Origin of the sequence: Sphingobium salicis subsp. salicis, assembly GCF_049472635.1 — a bacterium.
Taxonomy (GTDB): Bacteria; Pseudomonadota; Alphaproteobacteria; order Sphingomonadales; family Sphingomonadaceae; genus Sphingobium; species Sphingobium yanoikuyae_A.
In genome coordinates, this window is the sequence record NZ_JAYRCS010000001.1 from 3,714,002 (window position 1) to 3,730,731 (window position 16,730).

Annotated in this window: 12 protein-coding genes and 1 pseudogene; 3 read left to right on the plus strand and 10 right to left on the minus strand. The window is 57.9% G+C overall.

Translation table 11 applies throughout. The annotated features are described in order from the left end of the window. Window positions 1-43 precede the first annotated feature (43 nt). A complete protein-coding gene (locus tag VHN57_RS17945; RefSeq protein WP_004208734.1) occupies window positions 44-718 on the minus strand; it encodes an RlmE family RNA methyltransferase in 675 nt (224 codons plus the stop codon). Beyond that, on the minus strand, window positions 715-1,833 hold the full coding sequence (locus VHN57_RS17950; protein WP_010337284.1) for a Ppx/GppA phosphatase family protein: 1,119 nt from the start codon (window positions 1,831-1,833) through the stop codon (window positions 715-717). Before VHN57_RS17950 ends, VHN57_RS17945 begins: the two co-directional genes overlap by 4 nt. Before the next feature lie 336 nt (window positions 1,834-2,169). On the opposite strand from VHN57_RS17950, the gene VHN57_RS17955 reads away from it, so the two are divergent. From VHN57_RS17955 to VHN57_RS17965, 3 genes are all read left to right on the plus strand, one after another. After that, window positions 2,170-5,502 carry an autotransporter domain-containing protein gene (locus VHN57_RS17955; protein WP_278984317.1) on the plus strand — a complete coding sequence of 1,111 codons (3,333 nt, stop codon included), beginning with the start codon at window positions 2,170-2,172 and terminating at the stop codon, window positions 5,500-5,502. A 122-nt stretch (window positions 5,503-5,624) separates the two neighbouring features. Continuing rightward, window positions 5,625-6,758 (plus strand): endo-1,4-beta-xylanase, encoded by a 1,134-nt coding sequence (locus VHN57_RS17960; protein WP_278984318.1) that lies wholly within the window; start codon window positions 5,625-5,627, stop codon window positions 6,756-6,758. A 70-nt stretch (window positions 6,759-6,828) separates the two neighbouring features. Continuing rightward, window positions 6,829-7,335, plus strand: coding sequence for a cation:proton antiporter domain-containing protein (locus VHN57_RS17965; RefSeq protein WP_278984319.1), 507 nt, complete (start codon window positions 6,829-6,831; stop codon window positions 7,333-7,335). A gap of 108 nt (window positions 7,336-7,443) precedes the next feature. Here the strand turns inward: VHN57_RS17965 and VHN57_RS17970 are convergent, their stop codons facing one another. From VHN57_RS17970 to VHN57_RS18005, 8 genes and pseudogenes are all read right to left on the minus strand, one after another. After that, on the minus strand, window positions 7,444-8,217 hold the full coding sequence (locus tag VHN57_RS17970; protein ID WP_423284752.1) for a site-specific integrase: 774 nt from the start codon (window positions 8,215-8,217) through the stop codon (window positions 7,444-7,446). 324 nt (window positions 8,218-8,541) lie between these two features. Continuing rightward, a protein-coding gene (locus tag VHN57_RS17975) for an IS3 family transposase (RefSeq protein ID WP_148564904.1) occupies window positions 8,542-9,674 on the minus strand; the annotation gives its coding sequence in 2 pieces (ribosomal slippage) (window positions 8,542-9,413 and window positions 9,413-9,674; 1,134 coding nt in all). Then, complete coding sequence (locus VHN57_RS17980) at window positions 9,671-10,408, minus strand: hypothetical protein (RefSeq protein WP_423284753.1); 738 nt, start codon at window positions 10,406-10,408, stop codon at window positions 9,671-9,673. The genes VHN57_RS17975 and VHN57_RS17980 overlap by 4 nt, the downstream gene beginning before the upstream one ends. 13 nt (window positions 10,409-10,421) lie before the next feature. Beyond that, window positions 10,422-10,871, minus strand: coding sequence for a hypothetical protein (locus tag VHN57_RS17985; RefSeq protein ID WP_423284755.1), 450 nt, complete (start codon window positions 10,869-10,871; stop codon window positions 10,422-10,424). After that, window positions 10,872-13,319, minus strand: coding sequence for a site-specific integrase (locus VHN57_RS17990; protein ID WP_313039270.1), 2,448 nt, complete (start codon window positions 13,317-13,319; stop codon window positions 10,872-10,874). 3 nt (window positions 13,320-13,322) lie between these two features. Continuing rightward, window positions 13,323-14,444, minus strand: a complete 1,122-nt coding sequence (locus tag VHN57_RS17995) for a hypothetical protein (RefSeq protein ID WP_423284757.1) — start codon at window positions 14,442-14,444, stop codon at window positions 13,323-13,325. A gap of 44 nt (window positions 14,445-14,488) precedes the next feature. After that, a pseudogene (locus VHN57_RS18000) lies at window positions 14,489-15,279 on the minus strand (IS5 family transposase). A 39-nt stretch (window positions 15,280-15,318) separates the two neighbouring features. Continuing rightward, window positions 15,319-16,155, minus strand: a complete 837-nt coding sequence (locus VHN57_RS18005) for a hypothetical protein (protein ID WP_423284758.1) — start codon at window positions 16,153-16,155, stop codon at window positions 15,319-15,321. Window positions 16,156-16,730: the final 575 nt, after the last annotated feature.

A 16,730-nucleotide genomic window follows, 5' to 3' on the forward strand; every position in this document is an offset into this window, starting at 1 on the left:
GCCCCCTTCTTCCCCCGTGAAGGCGGCCGATCGCTTGTCCCTGTTATTCCTGCGCGTCCGGCCGTCCCTTGAATCCCTGCGCCACGACATACCATTCGACGCTGCCCTTGCGGCTCGCCGGCGGCTTGGCATGCTTGATCGTGGTGAAATGCTTCTTGAGCACCGCCAGCAGCTCCGCATCGGTGCCGCCGGCAAAGACCTTGGCGACGAAGGTGCCGCCCTTGCGCAGATTCTGCACGGCGAAATCCGCGGCCGCCTCGACCAGCCCCATGGTGCGCAGATGGTCGGTCTGGGCATGGCCCACCGTATTGGCCGCCATGTCGGAAATCACCAGGTCCGGCTCCTGCCCCAGCGCTTCGCGCAGCAGGTCGGGCGCCTTGTCGTCCATGAAGTCCATTTCGAACAGGGTGACGCCGGGAATCGGATCGACCGGCAGCAGGTCGATGCCGACCACCGCCGCCTTGGGCGCCATCTTGCGGATCACCTGTGCCCAGCCGCCCGGTGCCACGCCCAGGTCGACGACCGCACGCGATCCCTTCACGAAATGGAATTTCTCGTCCAGCTCGATCAGCTTGAAGGCGGCGCGGCTGCGCCAGCCTTCCTGCTTGGCCTTGTGGACATAGGGGTCGTTCAGGTGTCGCTCCAGCCAGCGCACCGACTGCGCGGTGCGCCCCTTGGCGGATTTCACCCGCACCTTGCCTGCGCCAGAACCCCTCACGTCGTTGCTCCATGGCGGTCCATCAGGCCGCGCAATATGCCCTCGCGAATGCCACGGTCGGCGACGCCCAGTCGCTCGGCCGGCCAGATGTCGAGGATCGATTCCAAAATGGCACAGCCCGCGACCACCAGGTCGGCGCGCTCCGTGCCGATGCAGGGCAATCGTTGCCGATCCGCCAGCGCCATGGTCGACAGCCGTTCGGAAATCGCGCGCATCGAACTGCTCGGCACGATCAGCCCATCGATCGCCTGCCTGTCATAGCGCGGCAGGTCAAGGTGCAGGCTGGCCAAAGTCGTCACCGTGCCCGACGTGCCCAACAGCCTGATGCCCGCTTCGCCCTGCGGCAGGCGCCGGGCGAGCGGCGCGAACGCCTCGGCCACGCGCGCGCGCATCCGACCATAGGCAGCCAGCCGCTCGGCCGGATTGGCATGGTCGAACAATTCGCTCTCGGTCAGCGACACTACACCCCAGGGGGCGCTCACCCAATCGACGATGCGCGGCGCGCCGTCGCAATGGGAATCGACCAGCACCAGTTCGGTCGATCCACCGCCAATATCGAAGATCAGCGCCGGGCCATTGCCCTCTTCCAGCAGCGCATGGCACCCCAGCACCGCCAGCCGCGCCTCTTCCTGTGCGCTGATGATGTCGAGCGCGATCCCGGTCTCGCGATAGACGCGCTGGATGAACTCGGCGCCGTTGCTCGCCCGCCGACAGGCCTCGGTCGCGACCGACCGCGCCAGCGTCACATGGCGGCGGCGCAGCTTGTCGGCACAGACCGACAGCGCAGCGATGGCCCGGTCGATCGCCGCATCGCTGATCCGGCCGGTGGCTGCCAGCCCCTCGCCCAGACGCACGATCCGGGAAAAGGCATCGACCACGATGAACCCGTCCGCTGACGGCTTGGCGATCAGCAGACGGCAATTATTGGTACCCAGATCGATTGCCGCATAGGATCGGCGGTCACGCGCCGTGTAGGGATAAAGGCCCCGTTGCTTCGACGGGGGCGTAATGGCCGCAGCCTTGCTCCCATTACCCGAACCGGAACGGGCGGACTTGCCCGAAACGCGGCCAACCGGGCCGGAACTCTGCGGCGATGGGCGGCTATGCTGCACCAAGGCCGTATCTCACTTCATCAATCGCCGATCGCGCAAATCCGATCGGAACTTGCCTTCATGCTTAAGCGGAACCGCCCGCTTCCGCAAGTGGGCGGGAAACAAGCCGAAAATCCCCGGCATTTCTTCAACCCATTACATTTGCATAAATTACATAAACGATACCGTTAACATAGAAAACGGCATGACCGCCGGATCAGTCAATCAACGCTGGATATTCATAACGCAAAGATAACATTGTGTCTTTTTGGATACATGACAGAAACTTTCATTTTTGGGCAATTGTCTTGCGCCGAATAGCTGCATAGCCTCGCCAACGGTCTTTGGGGAGTTAACATCATGCGCATTCGTAAGAATGGCGCGGGCCTGTTGGCACGCGCCGGTCGTTCTGCCCTTTTGGCATCGGCCGCTCTGTCCGCTCTGAGCATCGCACCGGCAGCCCATGCCGTCGTGCCGAACGACAATAATACGCCGGCCGACATCGTCGATGGCACCGATGTGAACGGCGTCGGCATCATGTATCGCGCCGACGGCTATGTCTGCACCGGCACGCTGATCAATCCGCGCACCGTCATTTTCGCCGCCCACTGCGTCAATGACTATGACCCCAGCACCTACAGCACGGTGAATGACGGCATTCCGGTTGCCTTCGCCTTCCAGAGCAACGCCCGCCCCGGCCTCGTCAACTGGATCAACAACGGCTATCGCACCAACACCGCGCTCAGCGTCTATAACGTCAACAATATCGCCTATAATCCGGACTCGCTCGATCCGCCGGCGCTCAGCTTCCTCTATGGCGACACGGCGATGGCCACGCTCGACACGCCGGCCAGCGACGTGCCGACCTGGGCGATGCTCTTTTCCGCCCTGCCCGCGCCGGAAAGCATCAGCGACACGACCGGCACCGGCTATCATGTGACGATCACCGGCTATGGCCGCAGCGGCAGCGGCACCACCGGCAACAGCTATGGCATCGATTATCGCCGCAAGGTGGCCGAGAATTTCCTCGGCATGCTCGGCTCGCTCGACGATATCGACATCTTCCTGTTCGGCGAAGGCGGTGGCTACACCCAGAATCTCTACCAGACCGACTTCGACGATCCGACCCGGACCAACGAATTCGACTTCAACGTCTTCAAAGACGATGCGCTTCCCAATGAAGGCAATACCGCCGGCGGCGATTCCGGCGGCCCGCTGATCCTCGACCAGACCTTTGACCAGAAGGTGGTTCTGGGCGTCCTGTCGGGTGGCAGTCGCTACTTCCTGGAACAGCCGCAAAGTTCCTATGGCGGCTCCGCCTTCTATCAGCCGCTCTATCTCTTCTGGGACTGGATCGCGCAGAATAATCCCTATCGCTACGCCACCGCGAATGCTGGCGACGGCAAGTGGAGCGACCCCAGCCACTGGGTGACGGCGCTCGATCCCAATTACATGATCATCGACAGCAACGGATCCTTGGTGAACGGCGTGCCGACCACACCGGGCGCCGGCGCCTTTGGCGAGGATGATGCGCAGAAGTTCGGTCAGGTCTGCTACCAGCCCAATGATGGCTCGGACGACGCCTGTTACGACGTCGGCACCGACACGCTGCTGATCAATGGCGAGCCGGTCGAGGCGACCGATGCGACCACCACCAGCGGCAGCAAGACCGTCGCCAACAACAAGGGCAAGGTCGAGATCGCCGAGCGCAGCCCGTCCGATGGTGCCGCCAGCCTAGCGGACGAGGCTATCGTCGAGGCCCAGGCGGAGGGCGATGCCGTCCTGCCCGCCGCGACCCTGGCCAATGGCCTGCCCGGCGCCACCAATTTCGTGCCGAACAATATTGACCCGGTCGCCGCGCAGGGCGTCGTCGGTCGCTATTATGACGTCACGCTGAGCGCCGCCGGCAAGACCACGCTCGACATCGACGCCACCGTCGATCGCTTCACCATCTCGGGCAGCGGTTCGACGCTCGACGTCACCAGCGCCGGATCGCTCACCAGCCTGATGGACATCAATCATCTCGCCGGCATGGTGAACGTCGATGGCGCAGTCGAGACGCCGGGCGACTATCTGCTGCTCTCGGGCCTGCTCTCGGGCAAGGGCACGCTGCGCACCCCCTATTTCACCAACATCATGGGCGTGGTCGCGCCTGGCGGCATCGGCACGGTCGGCACGCTCACGGTCGAGGGTAATGCCATCCTCTCCTCGGGCAGCACGCTGCATGTCGACCTTGGCAGCAGCGGTTCCGATCTGCTCGCGGTCAAGGCCACCGATGATGTCGAAGGCGTCGCGGCGGTCGATGGCAAGGTCGTCTTCGGCGCGGCGACCGGCGCCAAGCTGCGCTATGGCAGCCGCTACACTTTCCTGAACGCGGAAGGCGGCGTCGAAGGCACGTTCGACACGCCGACCAACATCAGCGCCATCCTGAAGCCCGTCCTGACCTATGGCGCCAACAGTGTCAGCGTCACGATCGATGCCGGCACCTATGCCGGCGTCGTCAATGGCGGCTCGCAGGTGCAGACCAGCTTTGCCCGCCTGCTCGATCAGAACCGCGCCCTCTACGGCAATTATGCCACCCTCTATGGCGAGGCCGACCTGCTGAGCGTCGCCGCGATCCAGGCGTCGCTCGAAGCCATGGCGCCGCGCACCGAAGCGCTCCGCACCTCCATGTCCGAAGTGCTGAACGACAATATGGCCCGCTTCTATCGCGATCGCCTGGCACGCGTCAGCGGCGGCAGCATGGGCGGCACGCTGACCATGACCGGGCAGCCGCTCCAGCTCGCCGCGCTCAGCATGAACAATCTGAACCTGGGCATGGATCAGGGCGGCGGCAACGAAACCGTCACCCAGGAAAATGCCCTGCCTGAAGACGTCAGCGCCTTCATCGCCGGCGGCTATATCGACGGCAAGAGCGATCCGATGCGGGGCGCCATCACCACCGGCCGCGACAAGTTCGACGGCTGGTATGGTGCGGCCGGCATCGAAAAGATGATCGGCGACGATGCCGTGATCGGCCTGGCCGCCTCCTTCAGCGAGCTCAAGGGCAATACCGGCATCGGCGACACCGCCCGTGCCCGCCTGTACCAGGCCACCGTTTATGGCAATTGGGATCTGGGCGGCGTCGTTCTGGATGGCGTCGGCAGCGCCGGCACCCTCACCAGCAAGACCAAGCGCGCCTTTGCGGTGGGCACCACCCCCTACACACTGCGCGGCAGCGACCAGCAACTGGCCCTGTCGGGTGAGATCGGCATCGGCGCGCCGCTGGGTGGCGACGCCTTCACCATCACGCCGCGCGCCTCGCTGCGCGGCGCCTATATCAGCGGCGGCAACCTCGCTGAATATGGCGGCGACACCGCGCTGGTGATCCATCGCCATGCGATCCAGAGCGCGCAGGGGCGCCTGGGGGCCACGGCGAAGATCGATGTCGGCGGGTTCAAGCCCTATCTGACCGCCAATTATGTCCATGAGTTCCGCGACCAGCCGGCCTATTTCCTGGCCAATTTCGTCGGCGGCACCGGATCGCTCGCGCCCTTCGCGCTGGGTGGCTCGGACAAGAATTGGGGCGAAGTGGGCGGCGGCCTGACCCTCAGCACCGGCAATGTCGACATCAGCCTGTCGGCCGACACCACCGCCTGGCGCGGCAACCTCAGCTATCAGAGCTATCGCGCCGCGCTCAAATTCCGCTTCTGACAGCAGCTCCCCGGCAACAGAAGCATTGGGCCGTCCCGCATGGGGCGGCCCTTTTTTTGCGGGCAGCCCCCTCCGGCCAATTACCGATTGCCTCTGCGCCTCTCCGCTCGGACAAATGCAGCATGAAAGACCATGGCCCGCCCCTGTCCCGCCGGCACATGCTGTCGCTGACGGCGGGCGCCATCCCGGCCCTGTCCTGCGCGCCCGGCCTGGCCGTCGCGCCGCCTTCCGGTCTCGACGCCATCGCCCGCAGCCGGGGCCTGCGCTTTGGCACCGCCGTATCGCCCACCCATCTGGACGATTCTGCCTTTGCCCAGTTGATCGTCCGGGAATGTTCGGTGCTGACCGCCGAGAATAATTTCAAATGGAAATATCTCGAAGCCAAGGAGGGTCAGCGCAACCCGGCAAAGGCGCTGCGCGTCCTGCGCTTCGCCAGCCGCCATCGCATGTCGCCGCGGGGCCATACATTCGTCTGGAACCAGGATGATCGGGTGCCCGGCTGGCTGATCGCCAATGAGGCTGCGCTGGCGCAGAAGGGGGGCGCGCCGCTCATCGCCCTGATGAACGACCATGCCCGCTATCTTGCGACCACCTTCCCCCAGATCGAATCATGGGACTGCGTGAACGAGGCGTTCGTCGTCCAGAGCGGACAATTGAAGAACTCGATCTACACCCGCATCCTCGGCATGGGCTTCTTCGACCTCGCCTTTCAACTGATGGCGCAATATGCCCCCCATGCGCAGCGCGTCTATAATGGCAATATGAGCTGGGAGCAGAATCCCGATCATCGCGACGCCGTGCTGCGCGTGCTGGAACAGGCGCTCAAGCGCGGCGTCCCGGTCGATGCCATCGGCATACAGAGCCATCTGGGCAATACGCTCGGCCGCGGCCGCGACGAACGGGCCTGGAATCGCTTCCTTGCCGAACTGGACGCCATGGGCATGACGGTGCTGATCACCGAACTGGATTGCGCCGACCGCCATCTGAGCGACCAGGACCCGGCCAGACGCGATGCCGAAATTGCGGCCTTTGTGAAGGGCTATCTCGACATCACGCTCAGCCATCGCAATGTCTCCCAGATCATCTGCTGGGGCCTCAGCGATCGCTATTCCAATCTCAATCGCGACAGCTATCCGACCCGGAGCCGCCGGCCCGACGGCCTGCCTATGCGCGGCAACCCCTTTGACGATGCGCTGCGGCCCAAACCCTTTTATGATGCCATCGCCACCGCCCTCGCCGCCTGTCCGGTGCGATGATCGGGCGGACCGCTGGACAGGATCGGCGACCCTATTAGGGTAGGGCGATCGACAGACAGGGGCCAGGCCGATGCATCCGGTGGAATTGTTCGAACTGCTGGTGGCCATGCTGCTGGCGATCATCGCGCTTCATTATGCCGCGCATCGGCTGGGCCTGCCGCCGGCGGTCGCGTTGCTGACCGGCGGCACCTTGCTCGCCTTCGTGCCCGGCCTGCCGGTCATCTCGCTTGACCCCGAACTGGTCCTGGTCATCTTCCTGCCGCCGCTGCTGATGGACGGCGCCTGGTTCATTGCGCTCGGCCATCTGCGCCGCCACCTGATCGGCATCATGTCGCTGGCGATCGGCGCGGTGATCTTCACTACCCTCGTTGTGGCCGCCGTCGCCCATGCCCTGATGCCGTCCCTGCCCTCGGCCGCCTGCGCCGCGCTGGGCGCGATCGTCTCGCCGCCCGACGCCATTGCCGCGCGCGCTGTGCTGCAACGCGTGCATCTCCCCCGCCGCCTGTCGGTCCATGCTTTTTCACCCTCTAAATTTATCGAAGGGATCTGGTTGAGCCGGTCACGGTTCGCTCTGTGACGGTTTGGCCCCTTGCTTCGGCGAAGCATGTTCCCACTGCCGAATAAAGGGTGCGGGCGCTTCATAAGTTTGGCGATCAAGTCAGCTGAAGGAACTCCTCCCGCACGGCTAGGGCTTCTTAAAATCGGGATCGCTGAGGAGGACGTCCAGAACTGCGCCAAACTCGAGGTCAGAGTCGGCAAGGCGCTTGATCACGATCATTATCCGCTCAAAATCGACCTTCGACAAACTGTTCTGATTTTCTGCAATGGTATTAGCAGCCTTTCGCAAAAGGCTGAGTGACCTCTTATCCTTAAGTCCAAGAGAACGGATCAGCTCTCTGTCCAGGTATGAGCGCACCGTAGTGCTTACCTTCACATGCCCCATTGCTCTTGCAAGGTCGTGCAAGACAGCATTCTCGACGGTTTGATCCCATTTGAACCCGTTGAGAGCGAAAGCCTCGTCCCAAAGCCGCGCGCAGGTTTCTGAGGCCCAATAGGCCCGTAGTCGATGCCCGCTTCCCAGCACGCCCGCGCCATGAAACGCTGATTTCAAGATGTTGCCAATTGTCTTCCTACTTAGGCCTTCCATGGGCGCTACGCCAAATGGCAAGAAAATTGAGTTTGATAGCGGATCGGAGCCTAGCTTTGTAGCATGCCCCACAAGGATCGCTTTTCGGACTAGCCAGATGCCAATGGTCAAAAGGTCAAGGAAAACGTCATTGGCTAGCGGGACGTCACGGCGTTTCCCTCCTTTGCCATCAACAGGCATCCAGATATTGCTATAACCTTGGCGCGCTCTCAGTTCAATTTCTCGAAGAAGCGCCGTCTGACCCATCTTGCTATAGGCGAGGAGGTCAAGGGGATGCCTAACTCTTGTTCCAGGCGCTTCGAAATCGGGCATCGACCGAGCATCCGGAATCTGAATATTCGAATTATTTAATGCGATCCCGGCTGAAATTACCGACGCCGCTTCTATCTCAAGTGCGCGGAATCCTCCCTTAACAGCACAGATGCCTACCAACCAGTTCCTCTCTGAAGTTAAAGGATCTGTTGGCCGACCTCGGCTTTGGGCGTCAGTCTCAGAAGTGGCTCGGTTTGTCTGAACAGCCTTTGACGTTTGATAAGTGGATCGTCTGCGGTTTGGTTGTTCAAGCTGCTGCCTGCGGGGCGTCATGGAGGTCGGGCGTAGCCCGGCCGGAGTGACGCCCCGCAAGTCGCGGCCAATTCACGCTGCCACGGCCTGTGGCAGATTGTCAAAGTAGGTTTGATCGGGCGTACGTCCGCCGAGGCTCGAGTGAGGTCTCCGGGCGTTGTAGAAGCCCAGGTATCGGCCGATCGAACTGCGCGCTTCGCTGACGCATGCGTAGGCGTGCAGGTAGACTTCCTCGTACTTCACTGAGCGCCACAGCCGCTCGACCACGACATTGTCGCGCCAGGCGCCGCGGCCGTCCATGCTGATGGCAATCTTTTCTCGCATCAGCACACTGGTGAAGGCCTGGCTCGTGAATTGGCTGCCTTGGTCCGTATTGAAAATCTCCGGTTTGCCATAGCGCGCCAGGGCTTCCTCGAGCGCTTCCACGCAAAAGTCGGCCTCCAGCGTGATCGAGATCCGGTGGCTGAGAACCTTGCGGCTGAACCAGTCGACGATGGCGACGAGATAGACGAACCCCTTGGCCATGGGGATGTAGCTGATGTCTGTCGCCCAAACCTGATTGGGCCTCACGATCGGAAGCTTGCGCAGGAGATAGGGGTAGATCTTGTGTCCTGGTGCCGGCTTGGAAGTGCTGGGACGGCGATAGACCGCCTCGATCGCCATCTTCTTCATCAGGCTCGCGACATGGCAGCGGCCGATCGTGATGCCCTCCTGACGAAGAAAGTCGCGCATCATCCGGCTTCCTGCGAACGGGAACTCCAGATGCAACGCGTCGATGCGACGCATGATTGCGAGGTCTTCGGATGAAACCGGCCGCGGCAGATAATAGACACTGCCCCGGCTGATCCCCAGTTCCTTCGCCTGCCGCTTCACCGGCAAGGTGTGCGTTCGATCGATCATCGCTTTGCGCTCGGCAACAGACCTGCCTTGCCGAGCGCGCCTTCCAAAAAATCATTGGCCAGCGTCAGTTCGCCGATCTTGGCGTGAAGCGTCTTCACGTCGACGGCCGGTTCGTCCGACGCCTTCTCCGAGCCGAACACGCCCGCCGCCCCTTCGAGCAACTGCGTGCGCCACGTCGTGATCTGGTTGGGATGCAGATCATAGTCGTGCGCCAGCTCTGCCAGCGTCTTCTCGCCCTTGATCGCGGCAAGCGCCACCTTCGCCTTAAATGCCGGGCTGTGGTTGCGCCGGGGTCGTCTGCTCATTCTCTGCTCCTGTCTCGCAGCCTTCCTGGCTGCTCCGAGGCAGAAAATCCAATTATCTCAGTGTGCAGATTCTCCAGGCCACCTCTCTCATCGGTCTGACGAGGGGTCCTCAAATAACTGAGAACCTTAGCAACAGCGGCTTGGTCGGGGGTTGGTTCTTGGGTGACCTTCTGCTTCGATTGCTCAGCTAAAGCCCACCGTACATTCTTCGCGCCGTCATCAATATGGAAGGTGCCGTTCTGAGAAATCCAACGGCTCCCAAGATTCCTGCGCTGAAGCGTAATCGGCCCGATGAGGTCGACAAGCAGACAATCCATAATTCCGTAGTCATCCGGTCCACACAAGAAATAGAAAGTGAAAACGACATCGATTTTTCGGTTGATGCGATTTTTCGAATCTATTTCGATCCGATCTCCATCCTGTATAGATTTTCTATCAGCCTCGTTGAGATGAGAACGCCAATCTACAATAGTCTGATCGCGAACACGCTTCCAGTCTATGTTATTGTCATTGAGATATGTGAACCAATCTTTCAGTATGTAGGCCTCGACGAGCATCGATGATATCTGTACTCGTCTATAACGGAATGACTCTCCAAAATATTTCACAAGTGGCTCAAACAAAGATCCATCTGGCGCCTGAATGAGAGGAAGTTTTGGCGCTTTCTCTCCTCGCCATTTGAAATCTTTCCCGGCTTTCTTGATAGAATATCCGTGATCAGTGCTGACGGGCATGAATTCACGCGCTCTACGTCTTGGGAGATCTAGCGTTTGAAGCCCTGATATCCGCGTCTGCGCCCGCCATTTCTTTCAGCGCCATGATCTCACCGATTAACTGTCCATTCTGGTCCACCAGAGCGGCGACCTCGCGTTTCAGTCGAGTCAACTCCTGCGCAAGCGTTTCTTCCTTGCCCTTCTGCTTTTTTATTGCATCGCGAGCTGCCAGAAAACGACGTGTAAGATCAGGGTATTTACCAACCACTGGACGATCAATCATTGGATCTGCCCAAGTTCCGAGAGCGGTTCCATCCTCTAGGTTGACTGCTGAAGGGCCGACCCACTGCCGGAGGGCAGTATTATCCTTTGGGCTACGCTCTCCTGCGGGGACGCCGTGCTTCGCCCACTCTTCAAGCAGCGACACCTTGGCCTCAAAAGCCGCCTTAGTATTGCGCGCTCGCTCGGCCGGGGATTGTCCCATTCAGGCAACTCCGCGCTCGGCGGCGACCCGCGCTTCTCGAATGACCGTCTTCGCACGGTCGACCTTGGCGGCCGCAGCTTCGCGGTAGGCCGGGTGTTGCTGCGCATCGACCGCAGCGACGGCCACGTTCACGCGATCTTCTATGACGCGCTGATTTTCAGAGAATGCAACGCCATATATGCATGCCAGACAAGTGGAAATGCTGGAGTAGGCGTAGTCAGGCCGGTCGGCCGATCCAGTCTTGTACGCTTTACCGTATTTCCGAATGATACACGCGCACTGTGCGACATCGTCGCCCTTTAGCGGACTAAAGCCGCAATGCGTAAAGGCTCCAGGCACCGGTTCGAGGTTTTTTGACGATGCATACGCCTTGCACGCCTTGAGAAAGCATGCCCCGGCCAGGTCGCTCGTGTCGTTTGCAAGCGGACTCTGGATACGCACATCCACAGCAACCGCTTCGACGATTTCTTCCAGGTCTCGGTATAGAGCAGCAGCGCCGTGGCCAATGGGCCGCTCATCGCCTGCGTCCATATCAATCAAGCGCTCTACAATTGCCCCCTCCTTCACTTCAATAAAGTCCTTATTGCGGTCGATTAGCCGCAGGTGGGCTTCTCGCAATCCACGCGCAGCTTCCTCATCGGTTGGCTGGCGAGTCTTTTCAGCAAGCCGTATCGCCGCGTCTCTTCTCTCGCGGATTTGCGCGATGAGCCGTGGAACAACTTCGGACAAGTAGCGACGTGTCATTTCCGGATCAAAATGACGAAGGAAGCGGCTCAGCGCATCAAGGTTAGAATGCCTATCCCCGTAATAGAAATAAACCGAGAAAGACTTTCTTATTTGATGATTTGCCAACGATATATCATCACGTGATAGTGAAATATCCAAATTGCACATCAATGCAAAGTCTTTAATAAGGATTCTTGGTTCAAAGTGAAAATATGGCTGCGTCCTCTTGCCATCTTTATCAGCATCTTTATTAAATACAGAAGGCCTGTAAATCAAACTGATCCACGGTTGATCTGCATCACTGCGCGCCTTTTCACTCAATTCCTCCAGAATATTGACGGCTCGCACCAAGCTTGGTGGAACCGGTATCTGGTCATAGTCACGAAGCGTTTTCAGGATGTATGTCGATAGCCACCAGTGCCCCTCAGCATCGCGCTCGGCAGATCCAGCTTGGAGAGCCAAGAGTTCGCCGCGGCGTCGAGCAGAGAATCCGCCTGTCAACAAGCAGCAGGCACAAATTAAATAGTAATGCAGATCGTTCAAAGTGAGCCGATTGTCACCATCCCGCGGCAACGTGCTTGGCCATGACCAGTACGGGATTACTCTCGGTAGAGCGGGATCATCCGGCCAATTCTTATCAATAGCTACCTGAACAATTTCCTTAAACTCGCTCCTCATACCATTCTGAGTAGGGGTCATTCCTCCATAATTTCTGTAAACGGAAAGTGCCGCAGAACGCGCGGCATCAACGATCGTTCGCGCTGGCCCCGCAAGATCCAGAACCCATTTGGCCGCGTGGTTAAGTAATGCGAGCCAACTGGACGGCTCGATGATAGCTGTCTGTCCGTCAGGCCGGCCAACGGCCTCAGCTCTCTTGGTCCGTGATGACTTCCTGAATGGATCGAAACTGAGCGGATCGGTGATAGCCTTACATTGCGAAAGCGTCCAAAGCGCTTCCAATCCCTTGAAGGTCTGCCCCGCACTCCCAGCAGTCAATTGCGTCGGTTTCTCGGCATCCCGATTTGGAACTTGCTTGCCGGCCCGCAGAAATTTCTTATTGAACTCAAGGTTAGGATTGATCGAAAGCAAGCCACCACGCAGCATCGCGCTGGCATCAGGTGGCAAATGCTTCGACGCCAAGCCGAGCTCTGCATGAACCTGCATCATTTCAACGGTAACTACGCCATTTACGACCTTTCCAGGGATCGGAAGACCGTCTGCCACTCGGCGCAAATACTGTTCGATCCTTGGTTCCAGAGAAATCAGGCCAAACTGTCCCTCCCGAGCATAACGATCGAAATAGCGCTCAAGAACTCTTGGCGTTATATCCTGATTGTAGACCAGTCCTTCATCAAGGCGCCACCTGACGAAACCGGCATAGTTTGTTAACAGATTAAGCGCCGATTTTGGCCCTCTTCCCGGAAGTATTCCTCTTCCGAACATTGTCTCCACCACGATAATTTTCGATGTAATTAGGTCATCTATATAGTCGCTCAGCGGGATTTTCCCTGGCATAACTGGAGCAGAAAAATCAAAGGTGTATTCGGCGGGTCGACCTTTTGTAACATGTGCATCGGTCACGACCCAACAATCGTGAAGCAAGGAAGGCTGCCCGTCGCGCTTTGGCTTTCCCTTAGGGCGATTCAGAGCTGAAGACAGCAACCAAGGAGGAGCCTCCTCATAACCTTGCATAATCTTATCGTGCTTGTCTCGTAGGTTCATGACCTAAATCTCATCAATAAATGGGAGGGAAATCGCCTTATTCCGAAGCTTGGCTGCCGCTGCCCTCGCTGCTTTCCAGTAAAATTTAGAAAGACCTTTCGCGCAGACCTGCCGTCCAATTGCTTTGACGATACCGAGCGCAGGGAGATGGAGGACGGTGAACTGAGGAAGATTACGCGTCTCAGCACGTTCCTTCGTAAGCGCCCAATGAGCTAAAAAGAGCTCCTCCAGATTGGCCTGACTTGGCACGAATGACAAAGTAATCCCATCGGGAGATGGTCGTTGGGGCTCAAGTCCGAGAGCAGCGAAAAGACCGCTTTCTTTTGTGAATTGGTAGGACTTCATCAGTTCCTCGCTTGACCTATCAAGGTGCAGCGAGAGGGATGCCAGTGTCCGCGATCGATTTACGATCGCCTCAATGCCGTACTGAAAATCTCTGATAGCGGCATCGAGTTTCGCATTTACGATGCTGCTGTTCAGATAGTGCGGCATCAAGACGCCGTAACCGTTGTGCTGTGCAATGGCCCTGACGTTAGAGACCGTAGAAAGCTCTCCTAGCGTTAGTTGTAGGCCTGTAATCCGGATTGCAGGATAGGTGCATTCTGAGCGTGAAGCGAGAGATGCCAGACCATAATCTTTCTGACGTTCGAGAGTGGATCCCGTAAATGCACGAGGCGGGATGACTTGACCCACATTGTTTATCGCTAGCCAGAACGATCCCGAATCCGGATGCACGATGCCACCAATATCTTTGTGGCGATCCAGCAAAACCTGCCGCATATACGCAAACTTGTTGAGTACAAATGCTAAGTTCATGCCTCCTGATGAAGCAGGGCTTCTTATAATCGCATGACCATCATTGTTTTGATCGGGATCATAATCTTGAACCGTCTCCCTATAAATTTCTCGCGCCACTTCTAGCTTTTTATCTGAAGATTCATCTCCTTCTGAAATATAGGCATAAACATGAGCATTACGCCTAGACTTGAAGCTGACCAAAAAATTGTCTGTTCCGATATACCAATTATCGGATGAATTGAACAAAAGTGGATCAGCTGGAAGATCTATTATCGGCTGCTTGTTCCAGTATGTTTCGCAAGCGAAAAATCCCATTGCTGCTGACACGGATGCCAACGGGGGGCCAAGGCAAGCGTGAAGGAGCCTACGAACTAGGTTTCGTGGACAAAGGGTATCCATTGCAGGGCTGAGACGAGATTGACGAAGCCGAGGTAGGACTCTTTGGTTTTGTCGTATCGAGTTGCGATACGCCGCCAGTTCTTGAGTTTGTTGAAGAGGCGTTCGACAAGATTGCGCCAACGGTATTTTTCGCGATCGTGTGGGATTGGATCGCGCCGATTGCTTTTGGCGGGAATGACAGCCTCAACGTCAGCATTGGCCAATTCCTCGCGGATGGCATCTGCATCGTAGCCCTTGTCCGCCAACAATGCCTCGATCTTATGAGCAATCAAACGGAACAGCGGGCCAAAGCCTTGGATATCGTGGCTCTGGCCCGGCGTCAGGACAAAGCCGAGCGGTCGGCCTTTGGCATCGCAGCGGGCGTGGAGCTTTGTGCTGAATCCGCCTCGCGATCGGCCAAGCGCCTCGGTTTCCTGAGTCCCTTTTTTATGCCGACGGCACAATGATGTGCTCGGACCACGGTGCTGTCGATCATGTCCGCAGTGGCATCACGAGCCACCATTTCGCCCAGTGTCTCGAGCATCGCCTCGAACACCCCGGTCGTAACCCAGCGCCGGTAGCGGCGGAAAACGCTGTTCCACTTGCCATATTCATCCGGCAAGTGGCGCCATTGCGAACCTGTGCGGGCGATCCACATCATGCCTTCGAAATACAGCCGGTTGTCCTGTGCTGGACGACAGCCACGACCACGCTCAGATGGCAGTAATGTGCCGATGATCCCCCACTCGTCCTCCGTCAGCCCAATACGCTCGCCCAACGCCACCTCCAAAAGGCAGCCTTGAATCAACGCCCGATCCTGCTGTCAACCTTTGTCCACGAAACCTAAATACTTGTCTTTCACCCCGAATTCGTTGAGATCGACTTCTGCCTCTCTCATCCACAATCCGCGAGAGCGGAGCTCAGGTACCATTTTATTTCGGAAGTGCGATGATACTCCTGGGGAGTTTCGCTCGTTGGGGATAGAATATGCACCATTTTGCCAATGCAAATTGAGCGACATTTGTAGGGCAGTCCTGATGAGATCAGCGCCTTCCTTGGAACGAGAATAAAACTCTTCATCCGCAAGTATTTTCTGGCCGTAGTCGAATAGTTTGAAGTAAAACTCTAAAATGCGAATATATTCTTCCCTAAGCAATTCAAGCGCAATTTTATTTCGGCCTTCCGGCGGGATGTCTTTTAGTTCGCACCACGCTGCTTCGCCTAAGGGCCGATACCCTTCATCATCACCAGGCCTATATGCCGGTACGCGCAATTGACCATCGGCTATGTAAGGTATGCAGGAAACCCCTGATTGAGACAGGCGCCGGAGGGCCGTGCAACCGATGGCGATCATGGAGCGCCGAGTTATCGCAGATTGTGTGTCGGTCGGATGGAGGCCGTTGGCAATCCATTGACTAGCGGCTTGATGAAATGCGAGCGAGTAAGCCTGCACCGAAGTATCGTCCAAGGCATTTGTGTTGCCTTGCATCGCTGCCAGAACTCTCGTGCTACTTGCATCTTTTCGGGAGGTTAGGAAGCAGATGAAGTCTTTCAAGCCATCGAGTTTTGACACGACCAAGTCGGCGATCGCACTAGAAAACTCTGGGCTCAGTGTCGGAGAGACGTTTGCCCAGCTCTCCCGCAATACATCCGAACTCATAGGTTCCGCACACCAAGCCCACCGAGTTGACCGCCCACCCGACCGCGACGGATGGGCATCGACGGGCCGATAATTCCACTGCCCGCACTCGCTCTCGCTTGCTTGGCCATTGCGTTCTATTAGATGGTAAAATCGAAAAGATCATACCACGAAATGCAATTAATTGATAAAATATGACAATGTTAAGTTTTTGATCGAGGCTACGGACGTCTATTAATTCACCGATTATGCGTGAATTAATTCATATGAATTACAAATAATATTCCTATAATTTTTGCCATAATCGGACATGCATGTCCGATTTACGGAAAAAGTTATTTTGAGATGTAATTTTTTGAATTCATCAATCGGACACCATCTCCGATTGAGCTTTTATGATCCATCGGAAATCTCGCGCCTTGATCTTGATGCCTTTAGCCGTCATGCGCCTGAGGCGCAGGTAGCGCCTAACCTCGCTGAAGGCCGACTGACGTGATTTGGCGACGAAACCAGTCCATCGGCAACCGACCAGCTAAAGACATTCCCGTCGCACCTGTGAGCGACCGCATATTCTAGAACTGGCCATTCGCGCCCTA